The sequence below is a fragment of the Thalassotalea marina genome, assembly GCF_014656435.1.
GTDB classification, from domain to species: Bacteria; Pseudomonadota; Gammaproteobacteria; order Enterobacterales; family Alteromonadaceae; genus Thalassotalea_C; species Thalassotalea_C marina.
In genome coordinates this window covers 383,850-398,236 of sequence record NZ_BNCK01000001.1, presented here as the reverse complement: position 1 = coordinate 398,236, position 14,387 = coordinate 383,850, and the positions used below count along the sequence as shown (strand labels likewise).

Below are 14,387 nucleotides of genomic sequence, written 5' to 3'. Positions count from 1 at the left end.
GATTAGTTTACCACGCCGGTTATGATCAGCATTGATACCGTGGCCAAACATAACAATAAAGTACGTTTTGCTAACCTCACCAATAAACAAGGCTCTGCTGTACAGTCATCTTGATCCACCATAAAGTCTTCCGATTTCTGTGCCACATCAATTAATACATAATGTGCTTGTTTTTCTGTGGCAAATAAGTTTTCTAACCAAACAGGGAAGGCTCGCGAAAAATGCCCGACTAACATATAACCAAAAGCAACAATTCGCACCGGCACCCAATCAATGATAAACAATAATCGCTGGTTTAATCGCAGCACTTCGTTGTTGCTATCATCACAAGGCTTGCACTCTTGGTATTGCTCAGCTTTTTGAGCATCGTCTAAATTAGCTTTAAGTAAATATTCTTCATGTTCTAACTGGCATAGCGGAGATTCATTTAATTTAGTTAATAAACGATAAAACAACGCGCCTGGTGCACCAAACAACACAAAAAACAGCATAATGGCGATAAAATACCGATAGTTTAACCACACTAAAGTTTGACCAAAGCCCATATCTGGTAAGTTTTTATCTTGCATCAGCTGTTTGTGATACAAAGAACAGGTTGTGGCTTCTCCACGAAATGCCGCCATTAAATATTGTTTATAGGTATCTCTAGTTTTAAAACAACCAAAACAAGCGATAAGCACTAAAGTTGAAACAATTAAATGCAGTAGACCGTCTTCAACAATGGCTAAAACAGCATAACAAACAATAACGGGAACAAGTAAAAATATCAGGTTAGTGATGGTTGATTTAGAAGGAGAACCTAAAATATCCAGTTTTTTAAATAACCGTAAATAACGCTGATAGTAAACACTAAATTGCCACGCAGAAGATGAAAGGTACCTTTCTGCTGCTAAAGCAATTAACAAACTGATTAAGCTCATTTTTTATTCCATTATTATCATTTTAAGCAATTAGCTTTTTAAACCTAACCCAGTCGAATGCCTTACCTGGGTCTGTTTTACGTTCTGGCGCAATATCACAATGCCCAACAATATTATCAGCAATTTCTGGATATTGAACTTTTATTGCAAGTGTCAGCACACTAAGCTGCTGGTATTGCTCGTCAGTATAAGGAATATCATCTGCTCCTTCCAGCTCAATACCAATGGAAAAGTCATTACATTTACTTTGGCCTAGGTAATTTGAAACGCCTGCATGCCAAGCTCTATCATTAAATGATACATATTGAATAATCTCACCGTTCCTGCGAATTAAGCAATGTGCAGAAACCCGCAACTGATATATCTCTTCAAACACAGGGTGAACATTGGGATCAAGACGCCCTAAAAACAGATCGGTAATATAAGGCCCACCAAACTCTTTGGGTGGAAGTGAAATATTGTGTACTACTAACAAACTAACGTTACGACTTGAACAATGCTCACGCTGATCAAAATGCGGTGAGGGAATTTTCTTTGCACCAACAAACCAGCCGTCAATTATCAGGTTTGTATTTAAGGGTGGGAAATCTTGGGTAGTAGACATACAATAGTTGCCAAGAGTTAAGAATATTTAACAATCATAATGCCGCTTGGGAGTGATTTAAAGCTTTGAGTGATCAACAACCACCAGATTTAAAAATGGGAAAATACTTTGTTTGGCTTGCTTGGTGCTCTGCCTTAGGTTTATTAGTTTTCTTTTTTCAAGATATTTTAGATAAACAATGGAACCCAAATCAAAGTCCAGAGTTTACTTTATCTAATACGGGTAAAGCCGAAGTAGTGTTAGAGCAAAACCGCCAAGGGCATTATGTAACACGCGGCACTATTAACGGACAAACTGTTGTATTTTTATTAGATACTGGCGCAACCAATGTATCTATTCCTGCCCATATTGCAGAGCAATTGTCGTTAACATCTTATGGTAGCCATATCGCACAAACGGCCAATGGTAATGTGAGAGTATTTAAAACGACGCTTGATGAACTTAGCATAGGCAATTTATTTTTAAATAATATTGACGCCAGTATAAACCCAGGCATGAAAACAAATGAAATTCTATTGGGCATGAGTGCCCTGAAAAAGGTAGAATTTACCCAATCTGGAAAACGACTGATATTAAGAGAAAGATAACTGTGGTTGATTATAATAACTCCCCTTTATTCAAAAACAATATTTGCAACTCGGTAACTCGTGCACTTTGTGAAGATCTTGGTGTTGAAACATCTGAGCAACTTGTGCAGGCTCAAGATATTACCGCTGAGCTAATTCCTAGTAATAATGTTGCTGTTGCTAATGTTATTAGTAGAGACCCTTGTATTGTTTGTGGCGTTGAATGGGTAAATCAAGTTTTCCACCAGCTTGATAAAATCTACGGGTTTACTGGAGATCAAGCGACTACAATTACTTGGTTTGTTAATGATGGACAAGCTGTCAAAGCGAACACCAGTTTATTTGAAGTATCAGGTAATGCCCGATTAATCTTAACTGGCGAGCGTACGGCGTTAAACTTTCTACAAACGCTTTCGGCTACTGCAACCGTTACCTCAACGTATGTTGAACATCTTAAAGATACCAATACTAAGCTCCTTGATACCAGAAAAACCATTCCAGGCATGCGTTTAGCACAAAAATATGCAGTAACGTGTGGAGGCGGTGTCAATCACCGTATTGGTTTATATGATGCTTTCTTAATTAAAGAAAACCATATCGCTGCTTGTGGCGGCATAACAAAAGCGATTGAAACAGCTAGAGTAAACCACGCAAATAAAACTGTGGAAGTAGAAGTTGAGTCGATAGAAGAATTAACCGAAGCGTTAAACGCTGGCTCTGACATTATTATGCTTGATAACTTCACACCAGAAATGATTGAACAAGCGGTAACGCTTACTAAAGATATTTCAGGTGGCAAAACAAAGCTTGAAGTGTCTGGTAATATGACTCTTGATAAAATTCGCCAATACACCAAGGCGGGTGTCGATTACATTTCCGTTGGTGCTATTACTAAACATTTGCACGCTGTCGATTTGTCAATGCGCTTTGTTTAATTAATATCCTTTCTTGTGGCATGTTTTAGCCATGCCACAACACCTTTAATCTAACCCATTAAAATTTAGCCCCCCATTTTTTCCCTTTAGCTTTCGGCTTTCTCAGTTAAATATGTGTTAAAAAATAAACACAATTCCTAATAAAACGTTAAAACTTAAAAAAATTTCAAAAAAAAGCGTCACAATATTTTACATTTTCGAAATTTTGTCGCAGTATGAACTTAGCCCCCTTAATAACTAGTATGGATTTACGAATTATGAAAAAGACACTTCATAACATGTTAACGGCGAAACAAGGCCAAAAAGGTTTTACTCTAATTGAATTAATGATCGTTGTGGCGATTATCGGTATTTTGGCAGCAGTAGCCTTACCTGCTTACCAAAACTATTCTGACCGCGCAGCGTTTTCGGAAGCAGTGCTAGCAGCTACACCTTACAAGGCAGCAGTTGAACTAGCGATTCAAACAAAAAACCCGGGTGCTTTAACTGACTTAGATGCAGGTGCTTTAGGTATTCCAGCTGCAATAGCTCAAACAGCAGCTGTACATGGTGTTGGTGTAGCAGACGGTGTTATCACTGTAACTTGGGCGAACGATGGTTCTAATCTAGCAGGTGTTACTTATACTCTGACAGCAGGTGGTGTTACTCCTCCAGTGACTTGGACTGAGGGTGGTACTTGTTTAACTAACGGTCTTTGTTAATTGTTTGAGAAGGGAGCTAAACGCTCCCTTTTTTAATTATGAAAAAAAACGGCTTTACTTTAATTGAATTAATGATGGTAGTTGCCATTATTGGAATTCTAGCTGCTGTAGCACTTCCTGCATACAGACTGTACACCGACAGGGCAGCATTTTCTGAAGTCATCTTGTCTGTATCTAAATACAAATCTGCCATTTCTACTGCTATTGCAACAAAGAACCCAGGAGCTTTAACCGACCTAGATGCTGGCCAACTTGGTATACCAAATCCAGATCCTGCATATGGACGAATAAAGTCGATCACAATCGTTGATGGAGTGATTACAGTGACTGCTGCTGGTGGAACTTTAGAAGATGTTACGTATACGCTCACCCCTAGCGGAGTTACTTTTCCTTTAGGTTGGACAGAAGGCGGCACTTGTAAAACACTAGGCTACTGTTAACACTAGAGCAATAAACGTTTTGGTTGTTTACTGACAGCAAATATTTTATATGAATGAGCTTTTCATATTTTGTGTTTCATTACAAAAATGCGTTACACTGTTTTATTAGCAGCATAAATATAATATATCCAAGGTGTTATGAAAGGACTGCATCAGCAATCAAGTGTGCTATCGGCACTATCAAAACATGATCTTGTCCCTGTAGAATTGGTGGATAAAATCAGTGCAGAGTTTATCCAGCAAAAAAAACCTTTTATTCGCTATCTTGTTGAAGATAAAAACTATAATGCACAAAATATTGCCAATATCTTATCTAAAAGTTTTGGCTACCCACTTATAGATTTAACCCAGTTTGATACAAGCCTTGTTCCCGATGGCATTCGAAATGAAAAACTGATCCGCAAACATAACGCTTTACCCTTATTTTTACGCGGCAAAGTATTGTACGTCGCAATGTCAGATCCAACAAACCATGACGCATTAGAAGAAATTCAGTTTAATACGGGTTATACCACCGAGTTAGTACTTGCCAACGAAAAAGCTTTGCATGATTGTATTGAAAAGGTTTTGGAAGAAGAAAGCGGCGCACTTGATATTTCAGATATAGACACTGAAGAGCTTTCTGGCATTGATGTACAAGAAGATCGAGCTGACGATGACGATGCCGTATCAGGTGATAAAGAAGATGCGCCTATTGTTGTTTATATTAATAAAATATTACTAGACGCCATTAAAAAAGGCGCGTCTGATTTACACTTTGAACCATATGAAAAAGCTTATCGAATCCGCTTTCGTATTGACGGCATTTTAACAGAAGTCGCCAAGCCTCCTATTGCACTTTCATCTCGTATGGCTGCGCGCCTTAAAGTCATGTCAAAATTGGACATTGCAGAAAGGCGTATTCCACAAGATGGTCGAATAAAACTCGCTTTATCGAAACGTAAATCGATAGATTTTCGTGTCTCTACCCTGCCGACCATGTGGGGCGAAAAAATTGTAATGCGTATACTGGATTCCTCCAGTGCCATGCTAGGTATTGACATGTTAGGTTATGAAGCTGCGCAGAAAAAAATCTACATGGACGCGTTGGCGCAACCTCAAGGCATGATCTTGGTCACAGGACCAACAGGCTCGGGTAAAACCGTTTCCTTGTACACAGGTTTAAATATTTTAAATACCCCTGAACGAAATATTTCTACCGCTGAAGACCCTGTAGAGATTAACTTAGAAGGTATCAATCAGGTACAAATTAACACTAAAGCCGGTCTAACCTTTCCAAGTGCTTTAAGGTCTTTTTTACGTCAAGACCCTGACATTGTAATGGTGGGTGAGATACGGGATTTAGAAACGGCGGAGATAGCTATTAAAGCGGCACAGACGGGTCACTTAGTACTTTCAACACTACATACTAACTCGGCCTCAGAAACACTAACACGTTTATTAAATATGGGAGTTCCTTCCTATAACGTCGCCAGCTCAGTAACTATAATTATTGCCCAGCGCTTAGCAAGGCGCCTATGTGCACAATGCAAAACAGAAGATAACGTCCCTCAACAAGAACTAATAAATCAAGGCTTCCCTGCGGAAAAAATAGGGCAATTTAAACTATTTAAACCTGTCGGATGTGACCAATGCACTGGTGGTTACAAAGGGCGTGTGGGCATTTACGAAGTTATTCAAATTAACGAGCGTATTGCTGCTATTATTATGGAGGGGGGAAATTCCCTCGATATCGCGGCACAATGCCAAAAAGAGGGTTTTAATAACTTAAGGCAATCAGGCTTGATTAAAGCGATGAATGGCGTAACAAGCCTTGAAGAGATAAACAGGGTAACAAAGGCCTAAATAATCAATATTATAGGAAGGTTTTATGGCAGTTTCAGCAACACGAGCAAAAGTAGCCGCTCCAAAGCCGCTAGATGTATTTTTATGGCAAGGGGTTAACCGTAAAGGTAAAAAGGTTAATGGTGAACTTTCTGCCGCTAGCATGCTGGAACTTAAAGCTCAACTTAGAAAACAAGGTATTACTCCCGGCCGTATTAAGAAAAAACCTAAACCTTTATTTGGTTTAGGCGGCGACAAAAAAATTATTCCTGCAGATATTGCGACCATAACACGCCAAATAGCGACTATGTTAGGAGCAGGTGTGCCTTTAGTACAAACCATCGAAATGATAGGTAAAGGCCACAATAACGGTAATATGCAAAAGCTATTGGGAGATATCGGCAATAAATTACAATCTGGCATTCCCCTATCTGAATGTTTACGCGATCACCCTCGTTATTTTGATGGTTTATATTGCGATTTAGTCCATTCTGGGGAACAGTCAGGTTCACTCGAAACCATATACGATCGTATAGCGACCTACAAAGAAAAAGCGGAAGCACTAAAAGCAAAAATTAAAAAAGCGATGACTTACCCAATAGCGGTACTGGTTGTCGCCGCCATTGTTACCTCGATATTATTAATATTTGTTGTACCCGTATTTAAAGAGATTTTTGATAGTTTTGGTGCAGAACTGCCAGCATTTACTTTATTGGTGTTAGCAATATCTGAGTTTATGCAATCATACTGGTACATAGGTCTGGGCATAGTTTTTGTCGCCGGTTTTTTGTTTAAAAGAGCTCACCTCAATAGCCGTAAATTTAGAGACAACGTAGATAAAAACATTTTAAAACTTCCCGTTGTTGGAGACTTACTTAAAAAGGCAGCAGTTGCTAGATATGCCCGAACCTTGTCGACAACCTTTGCAGCAGGTGTTCCACTGCCAGATGCACTTGAATCGGCTGCTGGTGCATCTGGCAATGCCGTATTTCGCGACGCTATTTTAGAAATACGCTCAGAAGTATCATCAGGCATGCAAATGAATTTAGCGATGCGTAATTGCAACATCTTTCCAGATATGGTCATTCAGATGGTCGCCATTGGTGAAGAATCAGGTGCAGTTGACGATATGCTAGCAAAAGTAGCAACTGTTTATGAGCAACAGGTTGATGATGCCGTTGATTCGTTAACTAGTTTGTTAGAGCCTATGATAATGGCTGTACTTGGTGTAGTTATCGGTGGATTGATTGTTGCCATGTATTTGCCTATCTTCCAAATTGGACAAGTGGTATAACTTTACTGACCGATATTTGCTGTTTGTGGCAGTATGCTTGATAAAGTGATTGTTTCTATTTGCCATTTCATCGCTTAAACTGTTGCAAAAAATAGGTTGGATAGTTGTACATGTTTGACGACTTTACTTTAATGTTTACCACATACCCGTGGGCTTTTTATGCCAGCATTACTTTGCTTGGATTAATTATTGGCAGCTTTTTAAATGTTGTTATTTATCGTTTGCCTAAGATGTTAGAGCAAGGCTGGTATCAAGAATGCAGAGAGTTTTTAGCTGATGAGCTAAAACATCCCCCTTCCAACCAATCACAAGAGAAGCTTACGCTTTCAACACCAAGCTCTACTTGCCCACATTGCGCTCATAAAATTCGATTTTATGAGAATGTTCCAATCATAAGCTGGCTAATACTGGGTGGAAAATGCAGCCAATGTAAAAATAAAATATCTGCACGCTACCCCACTATAGAAGCGGTTACGGGACTTCTAAGTTTAATAATAGCCATGCATTTTGGTGTTTCTATGCTGACATTATTTGCCTTAGTACTTACTTGGGGACTGATCAGTTTAACAATGATAGATTTTGATCATATGCTGCTCCCCGATCAAATTACTTTACCTTTGTTATGGCTGGGCTTAATAGTCAATTTAAATGGCACCATTGTCCCATTAGAGCAGGCTGTTATAGGCGCTATTGCAGGTTATTTGAGTCTATATTCGGTATTTTGGCTATTTAAGTTAATTACAGGCAAAGAAGGCATGGGCTTTGGTGACTTTAAACTCGTCGCGGTTTTTGGCGCCTGGATAGGCTGGCAACTACTGCCTCTCCTTATTTTAATGGCCTCGGCATTAGGCGCAATTGTTGGCCTTAGTTTGATCCTAATTAAAGGTCAAAGTAAAGAGCAAGCCATACCATTTGGACCATATATTGCAATTGCCGGTTGGGTTTGTTTTTTGTGGGGGCAAAGCATGTGGGATTGGTACCTGGGGTTATTAGCTTAAATGTCAAAATTAATCATTGGATTAACAGGCGGCATTGGCAGTGGTAAAACTACCGTATCAAATCTATTAGCCGACTATGGTATAACCATAGTCGATGCGGATGTCGTTGCACGCGAGGTTGTTGCCGAAGGCAGCCTAGGCTTAAAAGAAATAGTTGCGAAATTTGGAGCAACGATTTTACAAGAAGATGGACAATTAAACCGAGCTAAACTTCGTGAACTGATTTTTAGTGATGAACAACTTAAGCAATGGTTAAATGCTTTGTTACACCCATTAATACGTGAAAGCATATTAAATCAACTCAAATCAGCAACTAGCCCTTACTGTATATTGTCAGCCCCCTTGTTATTTGAAAACAACCTACATCAATACACTAACAGAACGTTATTGATAGATGTTGAAAAAGAAATACAAATCACAAGAACCTCGAAACGAGACAACGTAGAAAAAAAGCAAGTAGAAGCGATAATTGCCAGTCAAATGCCAAGAGAAGACAAGCTCGCTTTAGCTGACGACGTCCTCAACAATAGTAAGTTAACACATCTGGAATTAGAAAATGCCGTGGAAAAGCTGCATCTAAACTACTTAGATTTAGCAGCTAAATTGAATTAAACGCCGAAAAGCTAAAAAGATTAGCCATTTAGCTCAAGTGTGGTTAAGATAAGTGCAGTTGTAGGTAATATTGTTGTGCAATGACAGGCATTTTATACGAACATCCGCTAAATGAGCGGATAAGAAACTACTTAAAGCTCGAGCAATTGTTTGCTCAGGCTAACGAGTGCCTGTCTTTAGATGTTTCAACCTCGCATCAAGTTTATTTCAATGCCTTATTTGCCATAATCGATACATTAGAGCGTAATGATATCCGTGGCGATCTAATTAAAGACTTAGAAAAGTTAGAGCAAAACTTGGTCGTTTGGTCGAGCAACCCTGATGTAGACGGCAGTGCATTAACTGAAAATTTAAAACAAACAGTTGCTTTACTAAGTCAATTGAAGTGCCCATCACAACAATGGATACAGCTCAAAGAGGATAAATTTCTTTCGGGTTTAAAACAGCGTTTTGCTATTCAAGGTGGTAGTTCAAGTTTTGATTTGCCGCAATTACAATTTTGGCTTAAGCATTCAGCAGATAAAGCGCAACAAGATCTCAAGCACTGGCTCTCGTTTCTAGCTCAAATTAATCAAGCATTGAGTTTAATTCTCAAATTTTTAAGACAAAAAAGTAATTTTGAAACCATCGAAGCAAATAATGGTTTTTTCCAAGAAAGTGGCGATGGTTTGATGTTGTTACGCATCAAAGTGCAAAAAGGCAGTGAGTATTATCCAACCGTCAGCGGCAATAAGTTCAGATATTCCATCAGATTTGTCTGTCCTTGCCAGGAGTCAGGCAAGAAGTTTTGCGACATGATGGTACCTTTTGAACTAGCCCGTTGTTAAATGTAGCTAATTGTTCCAATTAGTACCATGACACTTTAGTTTATAAACTTCGAGTACTTGCATACACTGTTAAACCCAACGTAATCGTTTTATAATTGCCCTTTAGCACATCATACCTTATTAACTTATGACACTAATCGTAGACTGCCCAAACTGTAAAAAACAGGTAATTTGGAACCAAGACAGTAAATTCCGTCCTTTTTGTAGCGAGCGTTGTCGCCTTATTGATTTGGGAGATTGGGCTGAGGAAAACCATAAAATATCTCAACCAATGCAAAAAGATGTTGTGGTTAGCGAAGAGATGCTTGATGCGCTTGAAGCTGAGTTTGTTCAGCATAATAAATTTTTTGTTGAGCCTGAATAGGCTCAACAGAACACTGAACACTGAACACTAGATTACTGATAATATTGTTCTAGTGCGTCGATAATTTTCACGTTTGCTTCTGGAAAGTCTAAATCGCGCAAGTCAGTTAACATAAACCAACCTTCCTCTTGGCCTTCTTGTGCTGTTGGCTCACCTTGATATTGGTCAACAATAAACACATCAAGAATAACCTGTTTATCGCCGTAATCATGTTCGATTTTTATCAAAGGAATACCTGCAAGGGTATCAATCGCTATTTCTTCCTGAAGCTCTCTATGCAGCGCTTGTGCAACTGATTCTCCAGACTCTACCTTGCCACCGGGAAACTCCCATTTTCCGCCTTGGTGAACGTCTGCGTGTCGTCTAGTTAAAAATACTGCTTGGTCACTAACAATAACACCAACAGCTACATGTACTTGCTTCATACTTACTCCAAAAACAAGAATGCCAATCTATTGATTGGCATTCTCAAATCAAACAACGAAAACCAGTGTTAACTTAGTTTACCGTGACACTGTTTATATTTCTTACCTGAGCCACACGGACATGGATCATTTCGTCCAACACGAGGCATCTCGTTTGGCTCTGTATTATCAATAGCAGATTCATGTGTATATTGCTTAGGTGTTTCATCAGCTTTACGATGTTGCTCTTCAACAGCCTCAACATCTGACTCTGCTTGAATGCGTACTTTACTTAAAATACCGATCACTTCATGTTTTAAGTTATCCAGCATTTGAGAAAATAACTCGAACGACTCACGCTTGTATTCTTGTTTAGGGTTCTTTTGTGCATAACCTCGTAAACCAATGCCTTGACGCAAGTGATCCATAGCAGCTAGATGCTCTTTCCACAATGAATCTAATGTTTGTAACATAACTGCTTTTTCGAATTGGCGAAGCACATCTGCACCTACCATATCTTCTTTAGCTTGATATTCTTGTTCAATGATATCCTGGATTTTTTCACGTAATGTTTCTTCGTGTAAGCCTTTATCTTCTTCTAGCCATTGAGCAATTGGCATTTCAATGTTGAAATCGCCCTTTATACGCTCTTCTAAACCAGGAATATCCCACATTTCTTCCATTGATTGGCGAGGAATGTGTTGGTCGATAACGCTTGCTACAACATCTGAACGAATAGCTGTCACTACTTCTTTGATGTCTGACTCATCCATCAATTCATTACGTTGTTCATAGATAACTTTACGTTGATCATTTGCTACGTCATCGTATTCTAATAGCTGCTTACGAATATCGAAATTACGACCTTCAACTTTGCGCTGTGCGTTTTCAATACTCTTAGTAACCCAAGGATGTTCAATAGCTTCACCACGTTCCATACCCAACTTACGCATCATGTTAGTAATACGTTCCGAGGCAAAAATACGCATCAAGCCATCTTCCATTGAAAGATAAAAGCGAGTTGAGCCTGGGTCACCTTGACGACCAGAACGACCACGTAGTTGGTTATCGATACGGCGAGACTCATGTCGCTCAGTTGCTACGATATGTAAGCCACCTAATTCAATAACTTTATCGTGTTCAGCTTTCCACTCTTCTTTTGCTTTGGCTATTTGCTCTTCGTTAGGGTTATTTAATTTGGCAATAGCAGCATCTAAGTTACCACCCAACACGATATCCGTACCACGACCAGCCATGTTAGTTGCAATTGTTACAGCACCAACTTTACCTGCTTCGGCAACGATTTCAGCTTCTTGTTCATGGAACTTGGCATTCAATACTTTGTGTTTAATCTTAGCTTTTTTCAAATAGTTTGATAAAAACTCAGAGGTTTCAATGCTAATAGTACCGACTAATACTGGTTGACCACGTTCTACACAACCTTTGATATCTTCTAAAATTGCTTCAAATTTCTCTTCCGCTGTCAGATAAATAAGATCTGCCATATCATTTCTGATCATGTCGCGGTTAGTTGGAATAACAACTGTTTCCAAGCCATAGATATGATTAAACTCAAAAGCTTCTGTATCAGCAGTACCTGTCATACCAGAAAGTTTTGTGTAAATACGGAAGTAATTTTGGAAAGTAATAGACGCTAACGTTTGGTTTTCATTTTGAATATTTACGCCTTCTTTAGCTTCAACAGCTTGGTGTAAACCTTCAGACCAACGACGACCTTCCATTGTACGGCCAGTATGCTCATCAACGATAACGATTTCGCCGTCTTTAACGATGTAATCAACGTCTTTTTGGAATAGTTTATGCGCTCTTAAAGCCGCCATAACATGGTGCAACAATGTAATATTGCTTGCAGAGAATAACGAGTCGCCTTCTTCGATCAAACCTTTTTCAGTTAAGATTTCTTCGATGCGAACTTGTCCGCGCTCAGTTAAATAAATTTGTTTTGCTTTTTCATCGATGGTGAAGTCACCCTCAACAAAGTCAGCTGATTGTCCCGTTTCTTCATCTTTATCTTCTTCACTTTGTACTTCTAAAGAAGGAATGATGGTATTGATGGCTTTGTATAGTTCAGAGCTATCTTCTGCAGCACCTGAAATAATAAGAGGAGTACGTGCTTCATCAATTAAGATTGAGTCAACTTCATCCACAACAGCAAAATTTAATGGACGCTGTACACGTTCTTCAGCTGAAAACGCCATATTATCGCGCAAGTAATCAAAACCAAACTCATTGTTGGTCCCGTAAGTCACGTCAGCTTCATAAGCTTCTTTCTTTTCAGGATGCGACAAGCCTGGAATATTACATCCAACCGTCATGCCTAAAAATTCAAATAAAGGGCGAGACCAATCAGCATCACGCTTAGCAAGGTAATCATTTACCGTTACGACATGGACACCTTTGCCTGTTAAGGCATTTAAGTATGAAGGTAAGGTTGCTGTTAACGTTTTACCTTCACCCGTTCTCATTTCAGCGATCTTGCCTTGATTTAGCACCATACCGCCGATCATTTGTACATCAAAGTGGCGCATACCAAAAACACGTTTACTGGCTTCACGTACAACAGCAAATGCTTCTGGTAATATGGCTTCAATGGTTTCGTTATTGGACAAACGCTCTTTAAACTCGGCGGTCTTTCCTTTTAACTCTTCGTCACTTAATGCCTCAATGACAGGCTCTAGCGCATTTATTTTTGAGACTTCTTTGCGCATTTGTTTGATCAATCTGTCATTTCGACTACCAAACAATTTTGTCAATAAACTTACAAACATCTTGTTTAAACCATTGTTAGAAGAAAATTCTTCAGCTACTAAAAATAAAAGTGACCGGCAGCGCCGATCACCAGTTTATTAATAAAAACCTAACTACTTTGCTTTACGGTACACGTATTTAATCGGATTGATTTGTGTATTGTTTCGCAAAATTTCATAGTGTACATGTGGCCCAGTAGACCTACCAGTACTTCCCATGCGTGCTATGGCTTGTCCTTTATTAACAACATCCCCAACTTGCACGAGCAATTTTTTATTATGTCCATAACGGGTTTTAAACCCTTTGCCATGATCAATTTCAACTAATTGACCATAACCATATCTGTCGCCTGACCAAGTAACTACACCAGCAGCTGTTGCTATAACTTCAGCTCCTTCCTTACCTGCAAAATCAACCCCCTTATGCATAGCGGGTCTACCGGTAAATGGATCTTTTCGTGTACCAAAATACGACGATAACCAACCTTTTTTGATCGGGCGACCAGATAAATAGCTGGTATTTTCTATATGGTGACCCAAGGTAAGAGATTCAAGCAAATTAAGTTGTTTTTCTTCAATGGAGATCGAATTTTCTAATTCTTCAATCGCTAGTAGTAGTTCGGCAAGGGTTTTCTTTTGGCTTGATTGGGTTTGATTAATGGGGCCACCTTGAGGTGGAAGCTCTGTAAGATTAAATTCATTTTCCGGAATTTTTGCCTCTTCAGCTAACCTATCTCCTAAGGCATTTAATCTTAATACTTGGCTTTGTAATTCTGCCAGTTTCATGGTGAGCGCTATCACTTGCTGCTTACTACTGTCAGCTTGCTCACTTGATTCCGAGTTTGCATTGACTCTAGCTTCTGCAAACGTTCCATTAACTGGTGTAGCACCAGAAGACATAATTAAATAGACGATAAAACCAGAAATAATAGCAAAAACACCAAGCGCAGACAGCCAATGAAACTTATTTAGCTTCATTTGAAACCTTACATTTTTTCCGCGATACAGTAGTGTTAAACTCATTATTTATTACGTTTTCAGTACGTTATACCTGCTAGACAGCATCATTTAACGTTTATCAATTTCTATAAGAGGCAAGCATTGTACGACAATCTTGCACCGACCTGCCA

Annotated in this window: 15 protein-coding genes; 10 read left to right on the top strand and 5 right to left on the bottom strand. The window is 39.1% G+C overall.

The window, feature by feature from the left end; translation table 11 throughout:
- Nucleotides 1–2: 2 nt before the first annotated feature.
- Both ampE and ampD read right to left on the bottom strand, forming a co-directional pair.
- A complete protein-coding gene (gene ampE / locus IE199_RS01760; RefSeq protein ID WP_189766992.1) occupies nt 3–920 on the bottom strand; it encodes a beta-lactamase regulator AmpE in 918 nt (305 codons plus the stop codon).
- 22 nt (nt 921–942) lie between these two features.
- Nucleotides 943–1,524 (bottom strand): 1,6-anhydro-N-acetylmuramyl-L-alanine amidase AmpD, encoded by a 582-nt coding sequence (gene ampD, locus IE199_RS01755; protein WP_189766991.1) that lies wholly within the window; start codon nt 1,522–1,524, stop codon nt 943–945.
- A 65-nt stretch (nt 1,525–1,589) separates the two neighbouring features.
- On the opposite strand from ampD, the gene IE199_RS01750 reads away from it, so the two are divergent.
- The 10 genes from IE199_RS01750 to yacG all read left to right on the top strand — a co-directional run bounded on the left by IE199_RS01750 (nt 1,590) and on the right by yacG (nt 10,085).
- Nucleotides 1,590–2,111: a retropepsin-like aspartic protease family protein gene (locus IE199_RS01750; RefSeq protein ID WP_229854477.1), complete on the top strand. Its 522-nt coding sequence runs from the start codon at nt 1,590–1,592 to the stop codon at nt 2,109–2,111.
- 2 nt (nt 2,112–2,113) lie between these two features.
- Entirely contained in the window at nt 2,114–3,025 is a 912-nt protein-coding gene (gene nadC / locus IE199_RS01745) for a carboxylating nicotinate-nucleotide diphosphorylase (protein ID WP_229854473.1), read from the top strand.
- 257 nt (nt 3,026–3,282) lie between these two features.
- A complete protein-coding gene (locus IE199_RS22055; RefSeq protein ID WP_308436234.1) occupies nt 3,283–3,726 on the top strand; it encodes a pilin in 444 nt (147 codons plus the stop codon).
- 38 nt (nt 3,727–3,764) lie between these two features.
- On the top strand, nt 3,765–4,166 hold the full coding sequence (locus IE199_RS22140) for a pilin (RefSeq protein WP_308436233.1): 402 nt from the start codon (nt 3,765–3,767) through the stop codon (nt 4,164–4,166).
- 138 nt (nt 4,167–4,304) lie between these two features.
- Complete coding sequence (pilB, locus tag IE199_RS01730) at nt 4,305–6,011, top strand: type IV-A pilus assembly ATPase PilB (RefSeq protein WP_189766990.1); 1,707 nt, start codon at nt 4,305–4,307, stop codon at nt 6,009–6,011.
- A 25-nt stretch (nt 6,012–6,036) separates the two neighbouring features.
- On the top strand, nt 6,037–7,284 hold the full coding sequence (locus IE199_RS01725) for a type II secretion system F family protein (RefSeq protein ID WP_189766989.1): 1,248 nt from the start codon (nt 6,037–6,039) through the stop codon (nt 7,282–7,284).
- Between the two features lie 110 nt (nt 7,285–7,394).
- Nucleotides 7,395–8,282 (top strand): prepilin peptidase, encoded by an 888-nt coding sequence (locus IE199_RS01720; RefSeq protein ID WP_189766988.1) that lies wholly within the window; start codon nt 7,395–7,397, stop codon nt 8,280–8,282.
- Complete coding sequence (coaE, locus tag IE199_RS01715; protein ID WP_189766987.1) at nt 8,283–8,894, top strand: dephospho-CoA kinase; 612 nt, start codon at nt 8,283–8,285, stop codon at nt 8,892–8,894.
- Nucleotides 8,895–8,974: 80 nt separating this feature from the next.
- Complete coding sequence (zapD, locus tag IE199_RS01710; RefSeq protein WP_189766986.1) at nt 8,975–9,721, top strand: cell division protein ZapD; 747 nt, start codon at nt 8,975–8,977, stop codon at nt 9,719–9,721.
- Between the two features lie 127 nt (nt 9,722–9,848).
- Nucleotides 9,849–10,085, top strand: a complete 237-nt coding sequence (gene yacG / locus IE199_RS01705; protein WP_189766985.1) for a DNA gyrase inhibitor YacG — start codon at nt 9,849–9,851, stop codon at nt 10,083–10,085.
- A gap of 32 nt (nt 10,086–10,117) precedes the next feature.
- Here the strand turns inward: yacG and mutT are convergent, their stop codons facing one another.
- From mutT to IE199_RS01690, 3 genes are all read right to left on the bottom strand, one after another.
- Nucleotides 10,118–10,510: an 8-oxo-dGTP diphosphatase MutT gene (gene mutT, locus IE199_RS01700; RefSeq protein ID WP_189766984.1), complete on the bottom strand. Its 393-nt coding sequence runs from the start codon at nt 10,508–10,510 to the stop codon at nt 10,118–10,120.
- Nucleotides 10,511–10,578: 68 nt separating this feature from the next.
- Nucleotides 10,579–13,278 (bottom strand): preprotein translocase subunit SecA, encoded by a 2,700-nt coding sequence (gene secA, locus IE199_RS01695; protein ID WP_189766983.1) that lies wholly within the window; start codon nt 13,276–13,278, stop codon nt 10,579–10,581.
- Between the two features lie 93 nt (nt 13,279–13,371).
- Entirely contained in the window at nt 13,372–14,235 is an 864-nt protein-coding gene (locus IE199_RS01690) for a M23 family metallopeptidase (protein WP_229854471.1), read from the bottom strand.
- Nucleotides 14,236–14,387: the final 152 nt, after the last annotated feature.

Coding starts and splice junctions, on each gene's coding strand:
- ampE (WP_189766992.1), bottom strand. CDS start 920: ATGAGCTTAATCAGTTTGTTAATTGCTTTAGCAGCAGAAAGGTACCTT.
- ampD (WP_189766991.1), bottom strand. CDS start 1,524: ATGTCTACTACCCAAGATTTCCCACCCTTAAATACAAACCTGATAATT.
- IE199_RS22055 (WP_308436234.1), top strand. CDS start 3,283: ATGAAAAAGACACTTCATAACATGTTAACGGCGAAACAAGGCCAAAAA.
- IE199_RS22140 (WP_308436233.1), top strand. CDS start 3,765: ATGAAAAAAAACGGCTTTACTTTAATTGAATTAATGATGGTAGTTGCC.
- pilB (WP_189766990.1), top strand. CDS start 4,305: ATGAAAGGACTGCATCAGCAATCAAGTGTGCTATCGGCACTATCAAAA.
- IE199_RS01725 (WP_189766989.1), top strand. CDS start 6,037: ATGGCAGTTTCAGCAACACGAGCAAAAGTAGCCGCTCCAAAGCCGCTA.
- IE199_RS01720 (WP_189766988.1), top strand. CDS start 7,395: ATGTTTGACGACTTTACTTTAATGTTTACCACATACCCGTGGGCTTTT.
- coaE (WP_189766987.1), top strand. CDS start 8,283: ATGTCAAAATTAATCATTGGATTAACAGGCGGCATTGGCAGTGGTAAA.
- zapD (WP_189766986.1), top strand. CDS start 8,975: ATGACAGGCATTTTATACGAACATCCGCTAAATGAGCGGATAAGAAAC.
- yacG (WP_189766985.1), top strand. CDS start 9,849: ATGACACTAATCGTAGACTGCCCAAACTGTAAAAAACAGGTAATTTGG.
- mutT (WP_189766984.1), bottom strand. CDS start 10,510: ATGAAGCAAGTACATGTAGCTGTTGGTGTTATTGTTAGTGACCAAGCA.
- secA (WP_189766983.1), bottom strand. CDS start 13,278: ATGTTTGTAAGTTTATTGACAAAATTGTTTGGTAGTCGAAATGACAGA.
- IE199_RS01690 (WP_229854471.1), bottom strand. CDS start 14,235: ATGAAGCTAAATAAGTTTCATTGGCTGTCTGCGCTTGGTGTTTTTGCT.